This is a genomic window from Streptomyces sp. EDA2-14 (assembly GCF_054963755.1).
On record NZ_JBUEGE010000033.1, the window covers coordinates 17,532 to 39,656 of the forward strand.

22 protein-coding genes are annotated in these 22,125 nt (G+C 70.1%); 18 read left to right on the forward strand and 4 right to left on the reverse strand.

What is annotated here, in order from left to right; translation table 11 throughout:
- Window positions 1-27: 27 nt before the first annotated feature.
- The gene (locus tag ACY34M_RS40730; protein ID WP_462723740.1) at window positions 28-1,074 is read right to left on the reverse strand and encodes a LacI family DNA-binding transcriptional regulator; all 1,047 of its coding nucleotides are present in this window, start codon (window positions 1,072-1,074) and stop codon (window positions 28-30) included.
- Window positions 1,075-1,200: 126 nt separating this feature from the next.
- Here ACY34M_RS40730 and ACY34M_RS40735 point away from each other — a divergent pair, with 126 nt between their 5' ends.
- The 17 genes from ACY34M_RS40735 to ACY34M_RS40815 all read left to right on the forward strand — a co-directional run bounded on the left by ACY34M_RS40735 (window position 1,201) and on the right by ACY34M_RS40815 (window position 18,607).
- On the forward strand, window positions 1,201-2,460 hold the full coding sequence (locus ACY34M_RS40735; protein ID WP_462723741.1) for an MFS transporter: 1,260 nt from the start codon (window positions 1,201-1,203) through the stop codon (window positions 2,458-2,460).
- Window positions 2,461-2,469: 9 nt separating this feature from the next.
- Window positions 2,470-3,831: a Pup--protein ligase gene (pafA, locus tag ACY34M_RS40740; protein ID WP_462723742.1), complete on the forward strand. Its 1,362-nt coding sequence runs from the start codon at window positions 2,470-2,472 to the stop codon at window positions 3,829-3,831.
- Between the two features lie 144 nt (window positions 3,832-3,975).
- Entirely contained in the window at window positions 3,976-4,986 is a 1,011-nt protein-coding gene (locus ACY34M_RS40745; RefSeq protein WP_462723743.1) for an FKBP-type peptidyl-prolyl cis-trans isomerase, read from the forward strand.
- A gap of 60 nt (window positions 4,987-5,046) precedes the next feature.
- A complete protein-coding gene (locus ACY34M_RS40750; protein ID WP_462723744.1) occupies window positions 5,047-5,421 on the forward strand; it encodes an FKBP-type peptidyl-prolyl cis-trans isomerase in 375 nt (124 codons plus the stop codon).
- 130 nt (window positions 5,422-5,551) lie between these two features.
- A complete protein-coding gene (locus ACY34M_RS40755; RefSeq protein WP_462723745.1) occupies window positions 5,552-6,505 on the forward strand; it encodes a helix-turn-helix transcriptional regulator in 954 nt (317 codons plus the stop codon).
- Between the two features lie 18 nt (window positions 6,506-6,523).
- Window positions 6,524-7,480: a helix-turn-helix transcriptional regulator gene (locus ACY34M_RS40760; protein WP_462723746.1), complete on the forward strand. Its 957-nt coding sequence runs from the start codon at window positions 6,524-6,526 to the stop codon at window positions 7,478-7,480.
- Between the two features lie 117 nt (window positions 7,481-7,597).
- Window positions 7,598-7,843, forward strand: a complete 246-nt coding sequence (locus ACY34M_RS40765) for a hypothetical protein (protein ID WP_462723747.1) — start codon at window positions 7,598-7,600, stop codon at window positions 7,841-7,843.
- Between the two features lie 9 nt (window positions 7,844-7,852).
- The gene (locus ACY34M_RS40770; protein ID WP_462723748.1) at window positions 7,853-8,050 is read left to right on the forward strand and encodes a hypothetical protein; all 198 of its coding nucleotides are present in this window, start codon (window positions 7,853-7,855) and stop codon (window positions 8,048-8,050) included.
- A gap of 260 nt (window positions 8,051-8,310) precedes the next feature.
- Window positions 8,311-8,598: a Sec-independent protein translocase subunit TatA gene (gene tatA / locus ACY34M_RS40775; RefSeq protein ID WP_462723749.1), complete on the forward strand. Its 288-nt coding sequence runs from the start codon at window positions 8,311-8,313 to the stop codon at window positions 8,596-8,598.
- A gap of 51 nt (window positions 8,599-8,649) precedes the next feature.
- Window positions 8,650-9,624 (forward strand): twin-arginine translocase subunit TatC, encoded by a 975-nt coding sequence (tatC, locus tag ACY34M_RS40780; protein WP_462723750.1) that lies wholly within the window; start codon window positions 8,650-8,652, stop codon window positions 9,622-9,624.
- 42 nt (window positions 9,625-9,666) lie between these two features.
- The gene (locus ACY34M_RS40785) at window positions 9,667-10,557 is read left to right on the forward strand and encodes a diacylglycerol kinase (protein WP_462723751.1); all 891 of its coding nucleotides are present in this window, start codon (window positions 9,667-9,669) and stop codon (window positions 10,555-10,557) included.
- Between the two features lie 66 nt (window positions 10,558-10,623).
- On the forward strand, window positions 10,624-13,434 hold the full coding sequence (locus ACY34M_RS40790) for a DEAD/DEAH box helicase (RefSeq protein ID WP_462723752.1): 2,811 nt from the start codon (window positions 10,624-10,626) through the stop codon (window positions 13,432-13,434).
- Between the two features lie 353 nt (window positions 13,435-13,787).
- Window positions 13,788-15,488 carry an ATP-binding protein gene (locus ACY34M_RS40795; RefSeq protein ID WP_462723753.1) on the forward strand — a complete coding sequence of 567 codons (1,701 nt, stop codon included), beginning with the start codon at window positions 13,788-13,790 and terminating at the stop codon, window positions 15,486-15,488.
- Window positions 15,485-15,892 (forward strand): roadblock/LC7 domain-containing protein, encoded by a 408-nt coding sequence (locus ACY34M_RS40800; RefSeq protein WP_266721521.1) that lies wholly within the window; start codon window positions 15,485-15,487, stop codon window positions 15,890-15,892. Before ACY34M_RS40795 ends, ACY34M_RS40800 begins: the two co-directional genes overlap by 4 nt.
- Window positions 15,889-16,296 (forward strand): DUF742 domain-containing protein, encoded by a 408-nt coding sequence (locus tag ACY34M_RS40805; protein WP_462723754.1) that lies wholly within the window; start codon window positions 15,889-15,891, stop codon window positions 16,294-16,296. Before ACY34M_RS40800 ends, ACY34M_RS40805 begins: the two co-directional genes overlap by 4 nt.
- On the forward strand, window positions 16,277-16,924 hold the full coding sequence (locus ACY34M_RS40810) for a GTP-binding protein (RefSeq protein ID WP_462723755.1): 648 nt from the start codon (window positions 16,277-16,279) through the stop codon (window positions 16,922-16,924). The genes ACY34M_RS40805 and ACY34M_RS40810 overlap by 20 nt, the downstream gene beginning before the upstream one ends.
- Before the next feature lie 75 nt (window positions 16,925-16,999).
- Entirely contained in the window at window positions 17,000-18,607 is a 1,608-nt protein-coding gene (locus ACY34M_RS40815; protein WP_462723756.1) for a cytochrome P450, read from the forward strand.
- Window positions 18,608-18,616: 9 nt separating this feature from the next.
- Here the strand turns inward: ACY34M_RS40815 and ACY34M_RS40820 are convergent, their stop codons facing one another.
- The 3 genes from ACY34M_RS40820 to ACY34M_RS40830 are packed head-to-tail and all read right to left on the reverse strand — an operon-like array spanning window position 18,617 to window position 21,401.
- Window positions 18,617-19,576, reverse strand: a complete 960-nt coding sequence (locus ACY34M_RS40820) for a pseudouridine synthase (RefSeq protein WP_462723757.1) — start codon at window positions 19,574-19,576, stop codon at window positions 18,617-18,619.
- Window positions 19,577-19,608: 32 nt separating this feature from the next.
- Complete coding sequence (locus ACY34M_RS40825; protein ID WP_462723758.1) at window positions 19,609-20,442, reverse strand: siderophore-interacting protein; 834 nt, start codon at window positions 20,440-20,442, stop codon at window positions 19,609-19,611.
- A gap of 50 nt (window positions 20,443-20,492) precedes the next feature.
- The gene (locus ACY34M_RS40830) at window positions 20,493-21,401 is read right to left on the reverse strand and encodes a 5'-3' exonuclease (RefSeq protein WP_462723761.1); all 909 of its coding nucleotides are present in this window, start codon (window positions 21,399-21,401) and stop codon (window positions 20,493-20,495) included.
- A 295-nt stretch (window positions 21,402-21,696) separates the two neighbouring features.
- Between ACY34M_RS40830 and ACY34M_RS40835 the strand changes: the two genes are divergently transcribed.
- A partial coding sequence (locus ACY34M_RS40835) for an ATP-binding cassette domain-containing protein (protein ID WP_462723759.1) occupies window positions 21,697-22,125 on the forward strand: 429 nt, incomplete at its 3' end.

Sequence of the window (22,125 nt, forward strand, 5' to 3'; positions counted from 1 at the left end):
TGGTGAACCGGCCGGGGCACACGTGTGTCAGGGGCGGGGCGCTGCCGGTCCGGTGGAGCCGCGTGCGATCAGTTCGACGGGGAACGGGGTCGTTTCGGCCTCGCGGCCTTCGAGGACGGCGAGGAGGGCGCGCATGCCGTGTTCGCCGACCTCTTCGGCCGGCAGGCGCACGGTGGTGAGTTCGGGTTCGACGGCGGTGGCGAGGGAGAGGTCGTCGAAGCCGGTGATGGAGAGGTCGTCGGGGATGCGCAGGCCCAGGCGGCGGGCGGCCTTGTAGGCGCCGGCGGCGAGTTTGTCGTCGTCGCAGATGACGGCGGTGGGTTCGGTGAGGCCGGAGGTGCGCAGCGCTGTTTCGGTGGCGGTGACGGCGTCCTCGACGGTGAGGGGCGAGCGCACGGTGCGCAGGGTGGTGTCGGGTGCCTGTGCGGTGCGGGTGGCGAGTTCGTGGGCGCGGACGTCGAAGGTCCAGGAGTCGACGGCGGAGGCGAGGTGCAGGAAGTTCCGGTGGCCGAATGCCAGGAGGTGGTCGGTGATCTGCCGGATGCCGTCGGCGAGGTCGAGGTTGACGGTGGTGGCGCCGGGGCTGCCGGTGGGGTCGCTGTCGAGCATGACGAGGGGGATGGGCGGGGTGTCGTCGCCGCGCAGGTTGGTGAGGGCGTCGGCGGCCATGGAGGAGGCGAGGATGCCGTCGAGGGCGGCGCGTGCGGAGGGGAAGGGGTCGCGGGCGGGGCCGATGCCGTCGGGTGAGGGGTAGAGGACGACGCCGAAGTCGTGCTCGGCGGCGACGCGGGCCGCTCCTGTGTAGACGCCGGCGAAGAACTCGTTGGTGAGGGCGGGGACGACGAGGAGTGCGGTGCGGGTGCGGCCGGTGCGGAGGTTGCGGGCGGCGAGGTTGGGGCGGTAGCCGAGGTGGTCGGCGGCGGCGCGGACGCGTTCGGCGGTGGTCTCGGCGACGCGGCCGCGCCATTTGCCGCCCATGACGAGGGAGACGGCGGCCTGGGAGACGCCGGCCTCGCGGGCGACGTCTCTGCTGGTGGGGCGGGCGGTCGTGGTGCCGTCCGGGCCGCTGGTCACTGGTGCCTCCGTGAGTGTTGTCCAGGGGGATCGACGGTATCGGGTGGTTCTGCGTGCCGGGCACGTGGTACGTATAACGCCGAGACGTTATACGTAAAACTTCGGGCGGGGACGGGGGGCCGGGCGATGGCCGCGGGCTATGCGGAGATCCTGAGGGCGCGGCACGCGATGCGGCTGCTGACCGGGACGCTGGTGGGGCGGCTGCCCAATGCCACGGCGCCGATCGCGATCGTGCTGTTCATCCGCGCGGAGGGCGGCACGTACAGCCTGGCGGGTGCGCTCGCGGCGGTGTACGGGGTGGCGAACGCGGTGGGGCAGCCGTTGCTCGGGCGACTCGTGGATCTGCGCGGGCAGCCGAGGGTGCAGCTGCCCGCGGCGGTCCTGTCCGGCCTCGCGATGACGCTGTTCGCGTTCGTGGGGACCGGTTCGCTGCCGGTGTCGTACATGGCCATGGCGGCGGCCGGCCTGTTCACGCCACCCCTGGAGGGCGGCCTGCGGGCGCTGTGGCCGGATGTGCTGCCGCGCGAGGAGCAGGTGCACACGGCGTACGCGATGGACGCGATCGCGCAGGAAGTCATGTTCACCGTCGGCCCGTTGCTGGTGACGGTGTGCGTGTCGCTGTGGTCGCCGCAGGCCGCCCTGGTGGTCCTGAACGTGATCGGGGTGCTGGGCGCGCTGTCGGTGGTGCTGTCGCGGCCGTCGCGGGCGTGGCGTTCGGCGCCGCGTGAGGCGCACTGGCTGGGTGCGCTGCGTTCGCCGGGGCTGCTGGTGCTGCTCGCCGCGTTCCTGTTCATCGGGACGGCGCTCGGTTCGATCACGGTGGCCGCGATGTCGTACGCCGAGGGCCGGGGCGGCGACGCCGTGTACGGCTGGCTGATGGCGGCGATCGGGCTGGGTGCGCTGGTGGGCGGCAGTGTGTACGGGGCCCGGCAGTGGAGTGGCGCTCCGGAGGCGCGACTTCGGTGGCTGGTGGCGCTGCTGGCGCTGTTCTACGTGCCGTTGACCCTGATGCCGGGTCCGGTGCCGATGGTGGTGGTGACGGCGCTTGCCGGGGTGTTCCTCGCGCCGTGCATCGCGTGCGCGTTCATCGTCGTGGACCGGCACGCGCCGCGGGGGACGGTCACGGAGGCGTTCTCGTGGCTCGTGACGACGTTCATGGTCGGCTCCAGCATGGGAACGGCCGTGGCGGGGCCGGTCGTCGAGTGGGGCGGCACGCGGTGGGGATTCGCCGTGCCGGCCGTCACCGGTGCTGCCGCCCTGGTCGTCCTGCTTTCAACGGGTTGGGTGCTCGGAAGGCCGGGCACGTCCGGGCGTGTCGCGCGCTCGTCGGAAAATGATCCAAACCGTGCTGCCGAACCCCGTTTCAGCTCGGGGGATCGGGCGTAATGTTCAGTCATGGACCGCCGCATTTTCGGGCTGGAGAACGAGTACGGCGTCACGTGTACGTTCAGGGGACAGCGCCGCCTGTCTCCTGACGAGGTGGCGCGGTACCTCTTCCGCCGTGTCGTGTCATGGGGCCGCAGCAGCAATGTCTTTCTGCGGAACGGCGCCCGCCTTTACCTCGATGTCGGGTCGCATCCGGAATACGCAACTCCCGAATGTGACAACGTGACCGAGCTGGTCACGCACGACAAGGCGGGCGAGCGCATTCTGGAAGGCCTGCTCGTCGACGCCGAACGCCGCCTGCACGAGGAGGGAATCGCGGGCGACGTATACCTGTTCAAGAACAACACCGACTCGGCGGGTAACTCCTACGGCTGCCATGAGAACTACTTGGTGGCGCGGCACGGGGAGTTCTCGCGGCTCGCGGACATTCTCATCCCCTTCCTGGTCACACGGCAGTTGCTGTGCGGTGCGGGCAAGGTGCTGCAGACTCCGCGCGGTGCCGTGTACTGCGTGAGCCAGCGTGCCGAGCACATCTGGGAGGGCGTCAGCTCCGCGACGACGCGTTCCCGGCCGATCATCAACACCAGGGACGAGCCGCACGCGGACGCGGAGCGCTACCGCCGCCTGCACGTCATCGTCGGCGACTCGAACATGTCCGAGACGACGATGCTGTTGAAGGTCGGTGCCACCGACCTCGTGCTGCGCATGATCGAGGCGGGCACGGTGATGCGGGACCTCACCCTGGAGAACCCGATCCGGGCGATCCGTGAGGTGAGCCACGACATCACGGGCCGCCGCAAGGTGCGGCTGGCCAGTGGCCGGGAGGCCTCCGCTCTCGAGGTGCAGCGCGAGTACTACGAGAAGGCCGTGGACTTCTGCGAGCGCCGGGGCATCCGCACCGGCACCGTGGAGCAGGTCCTCGAGCTGTGGGGCCGCACGCTCGACGCGATCGAGACCGAGGACCTCGACCTCGTGGGCAACGAGATCGACTGGGTCATGAAGTACAAGCTCATCGAGCGTTACCGCGCGAAGCACAACATGACGATGTCGCACCCGAGGGTCGCGCAGATAGACCTCGCGTATCACGACATCCATCGGCAGCGCGGTCTCTACTACCTCCTGGAGAAGAAGGGCCAGGCCAAGCGGATCTGCAACGATCTGAAGATCTTCGAGGGCAAGTCGGTGCCCCCGCAGACCACGCGCGCGAGGTTGCGCGGCGACTTCATCCGCCGTGCCCAGGAACAGCGCCGTGACTTCACGGTGGACTGGGTGCATCTGAAGCTGAATGACCAGGCGCAGCGCACGGTGCTGTGCAAGGACCCGTTCCGCAGTGTGGACGACCGGGTGGAGAAGTTGATCGCCGGTATGTGATGCCCGGTAGGTATGCGCACACGCTGAGCAATCCGGTCAGGGGCCTCGTACGAATCATTCGTACGAGGCCCTTGGCCGTACCTTGGATTGTCCGGGTGAGGGCCTAGAGTGGCCGGATCCTATTCGAGCGACTTGAGGACCACTGTGCGACGCCGACTTGCAGCACTACTGATCGTTCCGGCACTGGCGCTGACCGCGACGGCTTGCGGCAGCGACGACGGCAAGAAGGATTCGGCGGACAAGGCCGACTCGTCCTCGCCGAAGGCGGCCGCGGTGCCGAAGGCGGTCGACAAGGCCGACCCGATGCCGTCGGTCTCGGGCGCGTACGGCAAGCAGGCGAAGATTTCGCTGCCCAAGGGCGACCCGAGTGACAAGTTCGTCGTGCACACGGTGTCCGAGGGCGACGGTCCCGCGGTGAAGAAGAACGACCTGGTGTCGATGAACTTCACGGGCAAGGTCTGGAAGGGCGCCAAGGACCTCGGTTCGACGTACGGGTCGAAGGGCGGCGGTGACCAGATGGTGACCGCGGGCGCGGAGGGCCAGCTCCCGGCGTTCTCGCAGGCGGTGCTCGGGCAGAAGGAGGGCAGCCGGGTCCTCGTCGTCGCGCCGCCGGCCGCGGGCTTCGGCAGCCAGGGCAACCAGCAGGTGGGCATCAAGGGCACGGACACGCTCGTCTTCGCCCTGGACGTCGGCAAGGTCATCCCGAAGAAGGCCGAGGGCAAGCAGGCCTCGATCCCGTCGGACCTGCCGCAGATCCAGGCCGACAAGGAGGAGCCGGCGACGATCTCGATCCCGAAGAGCGACCCGCCGAAGGACCTCGTCGACAAGGTCCTGATCCAGGGCAAGGGTGACGAGGTCAAGAAGGGCCAGACGGTCACCATGCAGTACAGCGGTGCCGCCTGGAAGATCAACGAGGGCAAGAAGAAGGCCGCGCTCTTCGACTCGTCCTGGAAGAGCGGCCAGCCGTTCACGACGCCGATCGGTGCGGGCCAGGTCATCAAGGGCTGGGACAACGGTCTGGTCGGCAAGCACGTCGGCGACCGCGTCCTCCTGGTGATCCCGCCGGACCAGGCGTACGGCAAGAAGGCCCAGGGCAAGACGCTGCCGGCCAATTCGACGCTGGTCTTCACGGTCGACATCCTTGCCGCGCACTGACCTCCGGAAGATGGCAGACTGTCCCGGTTGCAGAGCAGTCAACAAGCAGGAGCACTTCACGTGAACATCGACAAGCCCGAGGTCGACTTCCCGATCGGCGACCCGCCGGCGGACCTTCAGATCAAGGACCTCTGGGAGGGCGACGGCGCCGAGGCCAAGGCCGGCGACTTCGTGAAGGTCCACTACGTGGGCGTGTCCTTCTCCAGCGGTGAGGAGTTCGACGCGTCCTGGAACCGGGGCAAGCCGCTGGAGTTCCAGCTCGGTGCCGGCCAGGTCATCACGGGCTGGGACAAGGGCGTGCAGGGCATGAAGGTCGGTGGCCGTCGTGAGCTGACCATCCCGGCCCACCTCGCGTACGGCGACCGTGGCGCCGGTGGCGGCCGCATCGCCCCCGGCGAGACGCTGATCTTCGTGTGTGACCTGATGGGCGTCTGAGTCCAGTCACACTCCGACCGCGAGCGGTCAACCGAAGGCCCATGCCGTCTGGCATGGGCCTTCGGCTTTTGCCAGGACACGCCCGAGCGGTACGGTCGTCCGTCGGGAGTCATATGAGGAAAGGGCGTCGATGGCGATTGCCAAGGCCGAGCGGCTGATGAATCTGGCGCTGTGTCTGCTCGGGACCCGCCGTCCGCTCAGCAAGCGTGAGCTGCGCGGCTCCATCGAGGCCTACCTCGAAGCGGCCAACGACGATTCCTTCAACCGGATGTTCGAGCGCGACAAGGACGATCTGCGCGAACTCGGCCTGGTCATCGAGACCGTGGAGAACCTGGACGGCGAGGTCGGCTACCTCGCCGGCCGCGACAGCAACCGGCTGCCGCCCGTCACGCTCGACGCGGAGGAGGCCGCCGCCCTGGGCCTTGCCGCGAAGGTCTGGCAGCAGGCCCGCCTCGCCGGAGCGGCGAGCGGCGCCCTGCAGAAGCTGCGCGCGGCCGGGATGCCCGAGGACGTGGACCCGTACGAGAGTCATGGCGCGCTCGAACCGCGGATCCCCGTGCACGAGGCGTCCTTCGAGCCGCTGATGCTGGCCTGCCGGGACCGGCGCCCCGTCGTCTTCGACTACCGCAAGGCCACGGCCGCCCGCCCCGAGCAGCGGCACGTCGAGCCGTGGGCGCTGGAGTGCTGGCGCGGCCACTGGTACCTCGCGGGCTGGGACCGCGACCGGCAGGCCGAGCGGGTCTTCCGGCTGTCCCGGATCACCGGCAAGGTGCGCTCGCGCGCCGGCCGGTTCACGGCGCAGGTGCCGGACGTGGTGACCGTGCGGGAGACCGTCGCGAGCTGGGCGGGGGAGACCGCCGACCGCTCCGCGCTGATCAGGCTGCGGGCGGGCGCCGGCTATCCGCTGCGCGCCAAGGCGGGCTCCGTGCGCGAGCTGGGCGACGGCTGGGACGAGGTGGAGATCCCGTACGGGCACGGGCTCGACGCCTGGCTCGTGGAGTTCGGCCCGGACGTGGTGGTGTTGGAGCCCGCCGAGCTGCGGGCCGACGTCGTGGACCGGCTGCGCGCGGTGGCCAAGGGCTGAGGGGGAGTACGTACAGACATGGCTGCCAACGCCATCGACCAGACCCGGCGGATGCTGTCCCTGGTGACGTATCTGCGTGAGCGTCCCGGCGCGCGCGTGGAGGACGTCGCGCGGGCCTTCGGCATCACCGAGGACGAGCTGATCTCCGACCTGGACGTGCTGCCGCTGTGCGGGACGAGCTTCCGCGGCGGAGATCTGCTCGACATCGACACCGACGGCGACCGCATCTGGTGGCACAACCCGGACGACGTCGCCGAGCCGCTGCGGATCGCCGCCGACGAGGCGACCGCGCTCCTGGTGGCCGCCCGCGCGGTGGCCACGCTGCCGGGGCTGCGGGAGAGCGACCGGCTCGCGCTGCTGCGGGCGACCGCGAAGCTGGAGGCCGCGGCGGGGGAGGTCGCGGGTGCCAGTGCGCGCCTGAGCGTCACCTTCGAGTCCGAGGGCGGTGTCTTCGCGGACGTCGACCGGGCGATCTCGGAGCGGCGCCGGCTGTGGATCCGCTACTACTCGCCGGCGCGCGACGAGGTCACCGAGCGGGAGATCGACCCGATCCGGCTCGTGAGCGTGGGCCACACCTACGTAGAGGCGTGGTGCCGTCGTTCGGAGGCACGGCGGACCTTCCGGCTCGACCGGGTCGCCGAGATCAAGGTCCTGGACGAGGCCGCGGCGCCGCCTGAGGTGGAGCTGCGGGACCTGTCCGAGGGGCTCGTGCAGCCCGCGGCCGAGGACCCCGAGGTGGTCGTGGAGGTCGGTCCCGGCGGGCGCTGGGTCGCCGAGTACTACCCGCACGACAGCGCCGAGGAGTTGGCGGACGGCGGGCTGCGGATCACGCTGCGCACGCCGGACCCGTCCTCGCTGCGCAGGCTCGCGCTGCGGCTCGGCCGGGACGGGCACATCGTGGCGCCCGCCGAGCTGGCGACCAGCGCGCGGGACGCGGCGCGCGAGGCGCTCGCGGCGTACGACGGGGCGGCGTGAGGGAGTTGGACACGCCCCGGATCCACGGCGACACATCAGGACGTACGGTGCAGAACGGACAAAAGGTGTGAGGTGTGTGACATGACTGGTGTGGCCGGTTTCACTGACATTGCCGAGATGCCCGCCACGGCGTCCACCGTGGCGCCCGTCGTCTTCAAGGCCGCCTGCCCGGACTGCCGCGCCCGCTTCGAACTGGCCGCTTCCGCGATCCGGTTGGCGATCGGGGGCAGCAGCCGCACCACGTTCTACTCGTTCACCTGCCCCGAGTGCGAGACCTCGGTGCGCAAGCCCGCGGGCGAGCGCATCATCGAACTCCTCACCGGTGGCGGGGTGCGCACGCTCCGTCTCCACCAGACCGTCTAGGCTCGGCGCATGTTCTGGGCGATGCTGGCGGTTGCTGTGGGTTTCGTGGGGCTCGCCGTGCTGGCGGTCCTCGCGGTGCGGGTCTTCACCGAGGCGCAGCGCCTCGGGCGTCAAGTAGCCGACACCACACAGCGGATCAACCGCGCGGCGGAGGATCTGGAGCAGGCCGCGGTGGGGGTCGCGAAGGCCGGCGGCGACGTGGTCTGAGACTCCGTCGGTGCCCTTGGCGGGGGCGCGGAAAGCGCTTTACCGCCGCGGCCTGTCCCGTTGTCGGGGTCGGCGGGTACGCTCCCTTTGGCGGTCCGGTAGTGAGGCGCGGTCCGCAATTGGGAGGATGCATGGGCATTGCCTCGTGTTTACCCCCACGGGATACGATCGCTGCCAGCACGGTGGTCGGACAACAGTCCGAGGTCCGATCGGTACCGGCAGCCCCGCCCCCTGCCGCCTCAGTGAGAAGGTAAACGGATATGTTCGGAAGGCTCGGTGCACCCGAGATCATCCTGATCCTCGTAGTGGTCATTCTGCTGTTCGGCGCGAAGAAGCTTCCCGACATGGCGCGTTCGCTGGGCAAGTCCGCCCGCATCCTCAAGAGCGAGGCCAAGGCCATGAAGAGCGAGGGTGGCGACAAGTCGGCCGCTCCCGCGGACCCGCCGCAGCAGGACGGTCAGGCCCCGCGCACCATCCAGGCGGCCCCCGGCGACGTGGACAGCTCGCGTCCCGTGAACGAGCAGACGAACCAGACGACCAAGAGCTGATCGAAGGCCGCCCCTGCCATGGCGGCCTGCCGCACGAGATGAGGACGTGGGTTGCTCAAGTCTGCCCGCAAACAGGAGAAGGATCCCGAGGGGCGGATGCCGCTCGCGGAGCACCTGCGTGAGCTCCGCAACCGGCTCGCGAAGGCGCTCCTGGCCATCGTCGCGATCACGATCGTCGCCGCGTTCTTCTACAACGACATCATCAACCTGATCACCCGGCCGATCCTCGACTCGGTCGGCTGTGAGCAGTCGTTCTCCGAGCTGGCCAGGTCCACGTCGGACAAGCCCTGCGCTCAGATCACCCTCAACGGTCTGCTGACCCCCTTCACCCTGGCGCTGAAGGTGTCGTTGATGGCCGGTGTCGTCGCCGCCTCCCCGGTCTGGCTGTTCCAGCTCTGGGGCTTCGTGGCGCCCGGACTGCACCGGCACGAGCGGAAGTACGCGTACGCGTTCGTGGGCACGGGCGCGCCGCTCTTCGTGGCCGGTGCCTACTTCGCCTACTCGGTGCTGCCGACGACGGCCAAGGTCCTCATCGAGTTCACTCCGGGCAACGCGCAGAACCTGCTGCCGCTCGACGACCTGCTCGACCTCGTGCTGCGCATGGTGCTCGTCTTCGGCCTCGCCTTCGAGCTGCCGCTGCTGCTCATCTTCCTCAACCTGATCGGGGCGATCACCGGCAAGAGGATGCTCGGCTGGTGGCGCGCGATGATCATGGGAATCACGGTGTTCGCCGCCGTCGCGACGCCGAGCACGGACCCGCTGACCATGCTGGCGCTCGCAGGTCCCATCTGGGTCCTCTACTTCGCAGCGGTGTGCTTCTCGCTGCTCAACGACCGGCGCAGGCGGCTGAGCGAGGCCGCGGGGCCCGACGACGACGAGGCGTCCGAGCTCGACCTGACGCCCGAGGCCATCGGCGAGGTCGAGTCCGTCCCGGCGAGCCGGGCGCTGCCGGAGCAGGCGACCGCCGAGCGCGGCGACGGCGTGGCGCGCACGGACCGGGTCAACGGTTACGACGATGTGACCTGAGGTAACTCCAGCTCAGGGTGGCGCACTTGTTAGTGTCCGCCCGTGAGCAGTGAGATCACCCTCTTCGTCAATCCCACCGCGGGACGCGGCCGGGGCGCACAGGCTGCGCAGCCGGCCGCCTCCGCTTTGCGGGCCGCCGGTTTCCGGGTGCGGACCGTCGTAGGCGCCGACGCGGACGACGCCCTCGTACGCGCGCGAGAAGCGGTGGCGGAGGGGACCGGGGCGCTGGTGGCCGTCGGCGGGGACGGCCTCGTGAACCTCGCGCTGCAGGCGGTCGCCGGGACCGACACGCCGCTCGGGATCGTCGCCGTCGGCACCGGGAACGACTTCGCCCGTGCCCTCGGCCTTCCGATACGCGACCCGGCCACCGCCGGGAGGCTCGTCGCCGACGCGCTGAAGGGTTCGCGGACCCGCGAGATCGACCTCGGCCGGATCGGCGACCACTGGTTCGGCACCGTGCTCGCCTCCGGCTTCGACTCCCGCGTCAACGATCGCGGCAACCGGATGCGGCTCCCGCTCGGCCGCTTCAAGTACGACCTGGCGATCGCCCTCGAACTGGCCACCTTTAAGGCGGTACCGTTCCGCCTCACCCTCGACGACGGCTCCGTGCGCGAGGTCCCCGCGACCCTGATCGCCGTCGGCAACGGGACCTCGTACGGCGGCGGCATGCGGATCTGTGCGGACGCCGACATGAGCGACGGACTGTTCGACGTGACCGTCGTCGGGGACTGCTCCCGCACGACACTGCTGCGGGTGTTCCCGCGCGTCTACAAGGGGACCCACCTCGACCACCCGGTGGTGAGCGTCTACCGGGCCGCGCGCGTCGAGCTGGCCGCCGAGGGCATCACCGGATACGCGGACGGCGAGCCCGTCGGCGCGTTGCCGCTGGTGGCCGAGTGCGTGCCGGGGGCGGTGCGGATCCTCATCGGCTGAGGCGGCGGGGCCTTACCGGATAATGATCGTCCGTTGTCAGTGGTCGTCGGTAGGCTGGAAAGCACGATGACAGAGGACCTCTCACCGGCCGAGCGGTATGCGGCAGCCCGTAAGCGGGCCGCCGAGCAGGCCACCGCGCTCGCGTCCTTCCGCGAGATGTACGACTTCGGCCTCGACCCCTTCCAGATCGAGGCGTGCCAGGCGCTGGAGGCGGGCAAGGGCGTCCTGGTCGCGGCGCCCACCGGCTCCGGCAAGACGATCGTCGGCGAGTTCGCCGTGCACCTTGCCCTGCAGCAGGGCAAGAAGTGTTTCTACACGACGCCCATCAAGGCGTTGTCCAACCAGAAGTACCAGGACCTCGCGAAGCGCTACGGCGCGGAGCACGTCGGCCTGCTCACGGGCGACAACAGTGTGAACAGCGACGCGCCCGTGGTCGTCATGACCACCGAAGTGCTGCGCAACATGCTGTACGCGGGCTCGCAGTCGTTGCTGAACCTCGGCTATGTGGTCATGGACGAGGTGCACTACCTCTCCGACCGCTTCCGCGGCGCCGTCTGGGAAGAGGTGATCATCCACCTCCAGGAGTCCGTGACGCTCGTCTCCCTGTCGGCGACGGTGTCGAACGCGGAGGAGTTCGGCGACTGGCTCGACACCGTGCGCGGCGACACCGAGGTGATCGTCTCCGAGCACCGGCCCGTGCCGCTGTTCCAGCACGTGCTCGCCGGGCGCCGGATGTACGACCTCTTCGAGGAGGGCGAGGGGAGCAAGAAGGCGGTCAACCCCGACCTGACGCGGATGGCGCGCATGGAGGCCAGCCGCCCCTCGTACCAGGACCGCAGACGCGGGCGACACATGCGCGAGGCCGACCGGGAGCGGGAGCGCAGACAGCGCTCGCGGATCTGGACGCCGGGCCGCCCCGAGGTCATCGAGCGGCTCGACTCCGAGGGCCTGCTGCCCGCCATCACGTTCATCTTCAGCAGGGCCGCGTGCGAGGCCGCCGTCCAGCAGTGCCTGTACGCGGGCCTCAGGCTCAACGACGAGGAGGCGCGCGCGAAGGTCCGCGCCATAGTCGAGGAGCGGACCGCCGCCATTCCCGACGAGGACCTGCACGTCCTCGGCTACTTCGAGTGGCTCGAAGGACTCGAGCGCGGGATCGCGGCGCACCACGCGGGCATGCTGCCGACCTTCAAGGAGGTCGTCGAGGAGCTGTTCGTCCGCGGCCTGGTCAAGGCCGTCTTCGCGACGGAGACGCTGGCGCTCGGCATCAACATGCCCGCGCGATCCGTGGTGCTGGAGAAGCTCGTCAAGTGGAACGGCGAGCAGCACGCCGACATCACGCCCGGCGAGTACACCCAGCTCACGGGCCGCGCCGGGCGACGCGGCATCGATGTCGAGGGACACGCCGTGGTGCTGTGGCAGCGCGGCTTCAGCCCCGAGTACCTGGCCGGACTCGCGGGCACGCGCACGTACCCGCTCAAGTCCAGCTTCAGGCCGTCGTACAACATGGCGGTGAACCTGGTCGAGCAGTTCGGCCGGCACCGCTCCAGGGAGCTGCTGGAGACCTCGTTCGCCCAGTTCCAGGCGGACCGCTCGGTCGTCGGCATCTCGCGGCAGGTCCAGAAGAACGAGGAGGGGCTCGAGGGCTACAAGGAGTCCATGACCTGCCACCTCGGCGACTTCGACGAGTACGCGCGGCTGCGCCGCGAACTCAAGGACCGCGAGACCGAGTTGGCCAAGCAGGGCGCCGCGCAGCGGCGCGCGCAGGCGGCCGCCGCGCTGGAGAAGCTCAAGCCCGGTGACGTCATCCACGTCCCCACGGGCAAGTTCGCGGGCCTCGCGCTCGTCCTCGACCCCGGTATTCCGGCGGGGCGGTCCAACGGGCACCGCGGATTCGAGCACCACGACGGTCCGCGGCCGCTGGTGCTTACCGCCGAGCGCCAGGTCAAGCGGCTCGCGTCGATCGACTTCCCGGTGCCGGTGGAGGCGCTGGAGCGGATGCGGATCCCGAAGTCGTTCAACCCGCGCTCGCCGCAGTCCCGGCGCGACCTCGCCTCCGCGCTGCGCTCCAAGGCCGGCCACATCGTGCCGGACCGGCACAAGAAGAAGGGCCGCTCGCCGGCGGCCGACGACCGGGAGATCACGCGGCTGCGGGCCGAGCTGCGGGCGCATCCCTGCCACGGCTGCTCCGACCGCGAGGACCACGCGCGCTGGGCCGAGCGCTACCACCGGCTCAAGCGGGACACCGGTCAGCTGGAGCGGCGGATCGAGGGGCGCACCAATACGATCGCGCGCACCTTCGACCGGATCGTCAAGCTCCTCACGGAGATGGACTATCTGCGCGGTGACGAGGTGACCGAGCACGGCAAGCGGCTCGCGCGGCTCTACGGAGAGTTGGATCTGCTTGCCAGCGAGTGCCTGCGGGACGGTGTCTGGGAGGACCTGAGCCCGGCCGAACTCGCGGCGTGCGTCTCGGCGTTGGTGTTCGAGGCGCGGGTCTCGGACGACGCGATGGCGCCCAAGCTGCCCGCGGGCAGGGCGAAGGCGGCGCTCGGCGAGATGGTGCGGATCTGGGGGCGGCTCGACGCCCTGGAGGAGGAGTTCCGGATCAACCAGGCGGAGGGCGTCGGCCAGCGCGAGCCCGACCTCGGCTTCGCCTGGGTCGCGTACCAGTGGGCCTCCGGCAAGGGGCTCGACGAGGTGCTGCGCGAGGCGGAGATGCCGGCCGGTGACTTCGTGCGCTGGTGCAAGCAGGTCATCGACGTGCTGGGACAGATCGCGGCGGCCGCTCCCACGGAGGGCTCCACGGTCGGGCGCAACGCGCGCAAGGCCGTGGACGCCGTGCGCAGGGGAGTCGTCGCCTACTCCTCGGTGGGGTAGGACCCCGGAAGTTCCCTCGAAGCGGTCGGCGGGCCCACCTGGAATCCAGGTGGGCCCGCCGCCGTGTTCGGGCCCGTTCGTGCGCGCGGACGCCATTGCTCCATGTGTGCGAATCGCGACCGAGCGTGTAAATGGAGCGAGTGTATTCCTGTCGTGGGGGCGATTTCAGGGCCTTGCTGAATATGACCCGGCGATGATCCGGTCGGACTAAGCTCGCTCGCAGCGCACCGAGTTGAGATGGATTCGGCCGCTTGTTCTTTTCTGCGCCGAAAGTCCGTGATGCGGCGCGCTCAAGCGTGACGAGCCGTCCTGCATCTCCGGCGTTCCCAGACCCGACCGTTCAGAGGGCATACATGGTGAGTGTTCAATCGCCTCCCGGTGGCCGAGAAGTCCCCTATCTGCGCGTGCTGTTGCTGCCCGCCATGGTCATGGCGGCCGCCACCGGAGCGGCCGCCGCCCTGGTCACGGAGCCCGCCCGGCTCGGCGTCAGCCTGTGCGGCGCGTTCGGTACGCTCCTCGTACTGGCCGTCTCCGCCGAAGCGGTCCGCCGCGGCCGCGTCAACAGGGCGCAGCGGGCGCAGTACACCCAGCACGTAGCCGAGTTGGAAGCCCACATCGCCGCCCAGGAGCACCGCACGATGCGGGTGGCCAAGGAGGTCTTCCCGTACGCGCTGTACCGGATGCACACCGGCGACAGGCCCTACGACGCCGTCCGCAACACCTGCGACTCCGAGCCCGCGTTCCGTGATGTCACGCCCGGCGAGCGCGAGTTGATGAGCGCGGCCCTCAAGGAGATCGACAACGAAATCACGATGCGGGACGCCGCGCAGCGCGCCTTCGTCTCCGTCGCCCGCCGCGTGCAGGCCATCGTGCACAAGCAGGCAGAGGAACTCCGCGAGATGGAGGAGGACCACGGCCGCAACCCCGAGGTCTTCGACGACCTGCTCCGCGTCGACCACGGCACGGCCCTGATCGGCCGCCTCGCCGACTCCGTCACCGTCCTCGGCGGCGCCCGCCCCGGGCGCCAGTGGCCCAAGCCCGTCAAGCTCTACAGCGTGCTGCGCGGCGCCATGTCGCGCATCCTCGAGTACCCGCGCATCGACCTGCACGCCATCTGCGACGTGGCCATCAGGGGCGTCTCCGTCGAGCCCGTCATCCACGCCTGCGCCGAACTCCTCGACAACGCGACCCGCTACTCGCCGCCGACGACCCGCGTGCACGTCACCGCCGTCGAGGTGCAGACCGGCGTCGCCATCGAGATCGAGGACGGCGGCGTCAGCCTCAGCGAGGAGCAGCGCCGCAAGACCGAGGGGATGCTGGAGAAGGCCAAGGCCGGCTACGACCTCAACGACCTCGGCGAGAACCCGCGGCTCGGTCTCGCGATCGTGGGCCGGCTGTGCGCCATGTACGACATGCAGATCTCGCTGCGCCAGTCCGCGTACGGCGGCGTGCGCGCGGTGCTCGTCGTGCCGCGCGCCATGATGAGCACCCACCCCGCCCCCGGCCTCGCCCACGGCATCGGCGCCTCCGCGGTGCCGCGCGTCGACCACAAGGGCGTACCGGTCAAGGAGGAGCCGCGGCTGAAGAAGACGCGCCGCCCCACCACGGGCCCGCGACCCGCCACCGGTCCGCGCCCCTCCGCCCCGCTCGTCGCAGCGATGGAGGACGACGTTCCCGTGGTCACGGAATGGCGGCCCAACGGCCTGCCGCAGCGGCGCAGGAAGTACGACACGAAGGTCATCGAGGACCAGATCATCGTGACGCCGCGCAACCCCGACCTCTCGACGCCGCCCCCCGAGGCGGAACCCGCCCCGGCGGCGTACGGGACGCCGGCACCGTCCTCCGCGCCGCCCGCGGAGCCGGACCGGCACGACGGGGCCGAACAACCCGAACCCGGCCTGTGGGTCGAGGCGTTCATGAACGGACTGAAGCCCGAGGGGGGCCAGGCCGATCCGGTCGACGCGGTGGGGGAGACCGCGGCGGACCCCGGGGGTTCGGCCAAGCCGCATGACGACGCGTACAACCAGCAGGTCGACGAGGGAGACCGTAAGTGATCCAGCAACGGGCCAATTTCGACTGGATGCTCAAGGAGCTCGCCGAGTGCGTGCCCAATGTGAAGCAGGTGGTCGTGCTCTCGTCGGACGGCCTGCGCATCGCACGCTACGGCGGTGACCCCGACGCCGCCGACCGGATCGCCGCCGCCTGTGCGGGACTTCAGTCGCTCGCCTCCGCCGTCGCCACGGAGATCCCGGAGAGCAGCGGCAAGATGAACATGGTCATCATCGAGGTCGACGGCGGCTTCTTCTATCTGATGGCCGCGGGCAAGGGCGCGTATCTCGCCGTGCTGGCCGACCAGTTCGTCGACGCCGGGCTCGTCAGCCACCAGATGCGCGACCTCGTCATCCGGATCGGCGCCCATCTGACGAGCCCGCCCCGGCGCAACGGCCAGACCGTATGACGCACCGCCCACCCGAACCCCCGTTCAGGGAACCGCCGCCCAAGCGTGAGCGCCGCTCGCAGCAGGGCGACGGAAAACCCGACCCCGAGCGTCTCTACGTCATCACGGGAGGCACCGACGGCAGCGAGCGCGCCCCGCTCGATCTGGTGACGCTGATCGTGGCGCGCGGTGACCCGCCCCCGTCCGCGCCGCCCGAGCAGCTCGCCGTCATCCGGCTGTGCAAGACGCCCCTGTCGACGGCTGAGATATCGGCCTACCTCAATCTGCCGTTCAGCGTGGTCACCGTGCTGCTCGGCGAACTCCTCGCGGCCGAGCTGGTGCAGGCGCGCGCGCCGGTGATCCGAGGCGCGGTCGCGGACCGTTCCCTTCTCGAAGCGGTGATGCATGGACTACAGAAGCTCTGACAGCACGGCCGGGACCGACACCGCGATGAACGTGCACATTCCGGGACCCCGCGCCGAGGAACGACTGCCCGACACCGTCACGTCCGCCGTCAAGATCGTCATCGTGGGCGGCTTCGGCGTCGGCAAGACCACCATGGTCGGCTCCGTCAGCGAGATCCGCCCGCTCACCACCGAAGAGACCATGACGCAGGCGGGCATCGGCGTCGACGACAACTACGGCTCCGAGACCAAGACCGCCACCACCGTGGCCATGGACTTCGGCCGGATCGGCATCACCGAGGAACTCGTCCTGTACCTCTTCGGCACGCCGGGGCAGGAGCGGTTCTGGTTCCTGTGGAACGGCCTGTTCGAGGGCGCGCTCGGCGCCGTCGTCCTCGTCGACACCCGCCGCCTCGAAGTCAGCTTCGACGTGATCGGGCGGCTCGAGGAGCGCGGCGTGCCGTTCGTGATCGCCAACAACACGTTCCCCGACGGGCCGCGCTACCCCACGGAGGAGCTGCGCAAGGCCCTCGACCTCGACGCCCACGTCCCGATCATCGACTGCGACGTGCGGCGCAGGGCGTCGAGCCGCGAGGTGCTGCTCACCCTGATGCGCTTCCTGCACGAGATGGCGCTGCACCACGCCTGACGTTCCCTCAACAGACTTCATTACTGACGCAGTTCGCTTCCTCTTCCGTCGAACCACACCGACCGGAGCATTCCCGTGACGTCACCCCACCAGCCCCCACAGTCGCCCACCGGATTCGACGCACCCGGAGACTCCTCGCTCGCGCCGCCGCCCGGCTGCCCTGCCCACGCCCTCGGCCCCGACGGCCTCCGTCGGCTCTACGGCCCCGAGGCCGACGCGGACATCGCCGGCGTGTACGAGAAGCTGCGGGCCGAACACGGCCAGGTCGCCCCGGTGCTGATCCATGACGACGTACGCATGTGGGCGGTGCTCGGCCACAGCGAGAACCTGCACATGGTCACCAACACGGCCCTGTTCAACCGGGACGCCCGCAACTGGACCGAGATCCTGAACGGCAACGTCAAGCCGACGCATCCGCTCGCCCCGGTCTTCAGCTGGCAGCCCATCACCTCGTTCAACGAGGGGCAGACGCACCGAAGGCTGCGCGACGCGGTCGACAGCGCCGTGGCGACGATCAACCACCGCGATCTGCGCCGCTCCATCAACAAGGCCACCCAGGAGATCATCAACCGGTTCTCCGAGCGGGGCGAGTGCGAGGTCGTCAGCGAGTTCGCCGAGCACCTGCCGATGATGGTGCTCATGGAGATCATCGGGGCTCCCGAGGCGTACAGCGAACGCTTCGTGCAGGCGGCCCGCGACATGATCAAGGGCACCGAGACGGCGATCGCCAGCAACGAGTTCATCATGAGCGTCCTGATGGAACTCACCCACCGCCGCCGGGCCCAGCCGGTGGAGGACCTCACCAGTCACCTCATCACCCATCCCGCCGGGCTCAGCGACGACGAGGTCGGGCAGCACCTGCGGCTCATTCTGATCGCCGCGTACGAGGCCACGGCCAACCTCATCGCCAACGTGCTGCGCGTCGTGCTCATCGACCCGCGGTTCCGCGCGCGGCTCAACGGCGGGCAGATGACCGTGCCCGAGGCGGTCGAGCAGTCGCTGTGGGACGAGCCGCCGTTCAGCGCCATGTGCGGCTACTTCGCCAAGACCGACACCGAACTCGGCGGGCAGCACATCAGGAAGGGCGACGGCCTGCTCTTCGGCATCCAGCCGGGCAACGCCTGCCCGGTCATCCGCCCCGAACCGGGCGCCCACATGCAGGGCAACCGCTCGCACCTGGCCTTCGGCGGCGGACCGCACGAGTGCCCGGGGCAGGACATCGGGCGTGCCGTCGCCGAGATCGGCGTCGACGCGTTCCTGATGCGTCTTCCCGACGCCGAACTCTCGGTGTCCGAGGCCGAGTTGAGCTGGACCTCGACGATCCTGTCGCGGCATCTGGTGGCGCTGCCCGTGGAGTTCACGCCGCGTGCGCAGCAGGACGTGACCTCGAAGCCGAGCATCGGCAGCCCGCGGGGCGCCGACTGGGAGGTCTCCACGGGGGCGGGGCACGTCGGGGCGGGCCCCACGGGGATGGGCTCCACGGGGGCGGGTCCCGCTGGGACGGGCTCCACTGGGGTTGGCTCCACGACGCCGTCCGTCCCGATGCCTGCCGCGTCCGTGCCCCCCACAGCGCCGGTGCCGCCGGGACCTGCCGCGCCGCGGTCGCCGTACGGGGCGGCGCAGGAGCCGGTCGGGCGGCCCGGCGTGTGGCAGCGCTTCCTGCGCTGGTGGCGCGGTGAGTGACCCGGTTCTCTAGGCCGGCCCCTGATCCCACTCGTCGTACGCGGTCCAGGCCGTAAGTTCCCGCTCGCTCACGAAGCGGTGCTCGCGGCCGGTCACCGGATCCGTGAACTCCAGGGTCCGGGACAGGAGTTGAAGGGGCCGCCGGAAGTCGTCGTCCGCCGCCCGGTCGGCGACGTCCGGGAAGAACGGGTCGCCGAGGATCGGCAGGCCGACGCGGTTCATGTGGACGCGCAGCTGGTGCGTGCGCCCGGTGTGCGGGGTGAGGCGGTACAGCGCCAGGTTCCCCTTGCGCTCGGAGAACTCGATGCGGCTCTCGGCGTTCGGCTCGCCGCCGGGCACCTCGAACGCGGGGAGCCTTCCCGGCATCTTCTCGATGCGGCTGTGCACGGTGACGGGGAGCGCCACCTGCGGGTCGTACGCGGCGACGGCCTCGTACTCCTTGGTGACACGGCGGTCCCGGAACAGGGTCTGGTACCGGCCGCGCTCCTCGGGCCGCACCACGAACAGGACGAGTCCGGCCGTGAGGCGGTCGAGGCGGTGGGCCGGGCTCAGCCGCTCGACGCCGAGGTCGCGGCGGAGCCGGGCGAGCACCGTCTCGGTGACATGGCTGCCGCGCGGCGTCGTGGCGAGGAAGTGCGGCTTGTCGGCGACCACGATGTGCTCGTCGCGGTACACGACGTCGACGGCGAACGGCACGGGGACCTCGGGCGCGAGGTCCCGGTGGAACCAGACGTGGCCGCCGACCTCGTAAGGGCTGTCCGCGGTGACCGGGCACCCGTCCGCCGTCACGATCGCGCCCTGCGCGATCATCCGGTCGACGACCTCGTCCGCGGCGGGGAACAGCCGCACGAGATGGTCCCGCACGGTGCGCTCCGCCCCGCCGGCCGGCATCCGTACGCGGACGGCGTCGATGCCCTCGCGCTGCGGGAGCGGGGAGGGCGGCGGGGTGGGGCGCTTTCGTCTTCTCACAGAGGGCAAGGGTACGGCGGCAGGGGGCCGGCTCAGGCCTCCTGCTCGGCCTCCACCTGCGCGTTCCAGTCGCGCTTGCTGGCCTGCCAGCCGTCCTCGTTGTGCCCGAGGCGCCAGTAGCCGGAGATCGACAGGTCCTCGCGCGGGATCTCGCGGTCGATCCGCAGATGACGGCGCAGCTCCTTCACGAAGCCGGCCTCACCGTGCACGAACACATGCGGACGGCCCTCGGGGAAGTCGAGACCGGTCACCGCGGAGACGAGTGCCTGGCCGACCGGGCGGCCCGCCCGGTGCAGCCAGGTGACCTCGACGGGGGAGTCGATCTTCTGCTCCTCCTCGGGGCCCTCGACCTCGATGAAGACATGCGCCCGCGTGCCCTCCGGCAGTGATTCGAGAGCGGCGGCGATCGCCGGCAGGGCGCTCTCGTCACCGGCGATGAGGTGCCAGTCCGCCGTGGTGTCGGGGTGGTAGGCGCCGCCGGGGCCCATCAGGTGGATGGTCTCGCCGCCCTCGACGCCCGCGGCCCAGGGCCCCGCGAGGCCCTGGTCGCCGTGGACCACGAAGTCGACGGTCAGCTCGAGGGTGCGCGGGTCCCAGGAGCGCACCGTGTACGTACGCGTCACGGGCCACTGCTCGCGGGGCAGCTCCTCGCGGATCCTGGCCATGTCGAAGGGCTCTTCGTAGGTCACACCGGCCGGCGCGAAGAGCAGCTTCACGTAGTGGTCGGTGTGTTCGAGTTCCTGCGGAAAGTCCGCGAGTCCCTCTCCGCCGAGCACCACCCGCCGCATGTGGGGCGTGATGCTCTCGGCGCGCACGACCTGCGCGGAGCGGGCCTTGCGGGGCGGGCGTGCGGGGCGCTCGGCCATGGGCGGTCTCCCTCGATCCACTATTGGTTAGGCATGCCTAAGCTAACACCTCACTCCGAGAGGGTGGTGAGGAGGCGCTGCAAAGAACCTCCCAAGCCCCAGCGGGCCGCCAGCTCGTCGAGCGCCTCGGGGTCCCGCGGCTCGCGCGGCAGCGCCGTGTCCACCTCCGGCAGCGGTACGTCGCCCGCGACGCGCACCACCGTCGGCGCCACCGCCAGATACGGGCGCGCCTCGTCGAGCCGCTTGCGCTGGGTCGGCGTCAGCTTCGACTTCGGGTCGTCGACCGCCGCCATGATCCCGGCCAGGTCCCCGTACTGCGCGAGCAGCTTCGCCGCCGTCTTCTCACCGACGCCCGGCACCCCCGGCAGCCCGTCGCTCGGGTCGCCGCGCAGCAGCGCCATGTCCGCGTAACCGGCGCCGTCCACCCCGTACTTCTCGCGGAGCAGGTCCTCGTCCGTCACCTGAAGCGTGCCGACGCCCTTCAGCGGGTACAGCACCCGCCGCTCCAGCTTGTCGTCGACCAGCTGGAAGAGGTCGCGGTCGCCGGTCACGATGTCGACCGACTCCTCGGCCCGCCCCGTGAACGTACCGATCACGTCGTCCGCCTCGAACCCTTCCACGCCCACGCGCGCGATGCCCAGCGCGTCGAGCACGGCCTCGATGACCGGGACCTGCGGGGAGAGCGTGTCCGGGATCTCCTCCTCGTCCGGCGATCCGGCCGCCGTCTCCTCCGCGACGCGGTGCGCCTTGTACGAAGGGATGAGGTCGACGCGCCACTGGGGGCGCCAGTCCGCGTCCATGCACGCCACGAGATGGGTGGGACGGTGGTCGTGGACGAGGCGGGTGATGAATTCGAGGAGCCCGCGCACCGCGTTCACCGAGGTGCCGTCCGGGGCCTTCACCGAGTCCGGCACCCCGAAGTAGGCCCGGAAGTACAGAGATGCGGTGTCGAGCAGCATCAGGCGCCGGTCCGCCGCCGATCCTGTCGTGGATGTCGTCTGGGTCACGTTCGCATCATGCCGCACGGCACCGACAGTCACCGAAAGTAAGTGCGCGATCGAGTTGAGTGAACCTGCTGTGAACTGGGTAACTTCCTCGTTTGCTTCACATAAACGGGGGCAGGCGCGGCATCGGAGCGGAGCCGGTCCGCACTTCAACTACTGGGGCGGGACCGGTCAAGCGGAAGGATCCGCGACGCTCTACGGCCCGCCGGCGGGGGAGGCGGGCCGTGTTGTTTCGACCCGAGAGGTGTATGTGTCCAGGCTTGAAGCCGAAGACCTGTACAAGGTATTCGGCAGACGACCCGATGAGGCTGTGGAGAAGCTCCGCAGCGGTGCAGACCGTGAGGAACTGCGCGCCGAGGGAACCACCGCTGCCGTGATCGACGCGTCGTTCACGGTGGAGTCCGGCGAGATCTTCGTCGTCATGGGCCTGTCGGGATCCGGCAAGTCCACCCTGCTGCGCATGCTGAACGGACTTCTGGAGCCGACTGCGGGACACGTCCGCTTCGACGGCCAGGACCTGACGACGCTGGCACCGCGCGACCTGCGCGAGGTGCGCTCCCACAAGATCAGCATGGTGTTCCAGCACTTCGCGCTGTTCCCGCACCGCTCCGTGATGGAGAACGCGGCGTACGGCCTGGAGGTGCAGGGCGTTCCGCGTGCCGAGCGCGAGGAGCGTGCC

Coding starts and splice junctions, on each gene's coding strand:
- ACY34M_RS40735 (WP_462723741.1), top strand. CDS start 1,201: ATGGCCGCGGGCTATGCGGAGATCCTGAGGGCGCGGCACGCGATGCGG.
- pafA (WP_462723742.1), top strand. CDS start 2,470: ATGGACCGCCGCATTTTCGGGCTGGAGAACGAGTACGGCGTCACGTGT.
- ACY34M_RS40755 (WP_462723745.1), top strand. CDS start 5,552: ATGGCGATTGCCAAGGCCGAGCGGCTGATGAATCTGGCGCTGTGTCTG.
- ACY34M_RS40760 (WP_462723746.1), top strand. CDS start 6,524: ATGGCTGCCAACGCCATCGACCAGACCCGGCGGATGCTGTCCCTGGTG.
- ACY34M_RS40765 (WP_462723747.1), top strand. CDS start 7,598: ATGCCCGCCACGGCGTCCACCGTGGCGCCCGTCGTCTTCAAGGCCGCC.
- ACY34M_RS40770 (WP_462723748.1), top strand. CDS start 7,853: ATGTTCTGGGCGATGCTGGCGGTTGCTGTGGGTTTCGTGGGGCTCGCC.
- tatA (WP_462723749.1), top strand. CDS start 8,311: ATGTTCGGAAGGCTCGGTGCACCCGAGATCATCCTGATCCTCGTAGTG.
- ACY34M_RS40790 (WP_462723752.1), top strand. CDS start 10,624: ATGACAGAGGACCTCTCACCGGCCGAGCGGTATGCGGCAGCCCGTAAG.
- ACY34M_RS40795 (WP_462723753.1), top strand. CDS start 13,788: ATGGTGAGTGTTCAATCGCCTCCCGGTGGCCGAGAAGTCCCCTATCTG.
- ACY34M_RS40805 (WP_462723754.1), top strand. CDS start 15,889: ATGACGCACCGCCCACCCGAACCCCCGTTCAGGGAACCGCCGCCCAAG.
- ACY34M_RS40810 (WP_462723755.1), top strand. CDS start 16,277: ATGGACTACAGAAGCTCTGACAGCACGGCCGGGACCGACACCGCGATG.
- ACY34M_RS40825 (WP_462723758.1), bottom strand. CDS start 20,442: ATGGCCGAGCGCCCCGCACGCCCGCCCCGCAAGGCCCGCTCCGCGCAG.
- ACY34M_RS40830 (WP_462723761.1), bottom strand. CDS start 21,401: ATGCTGCTCGACACCGCATCTCTGTACTTCCGGGCCTACTTCGGGGTG.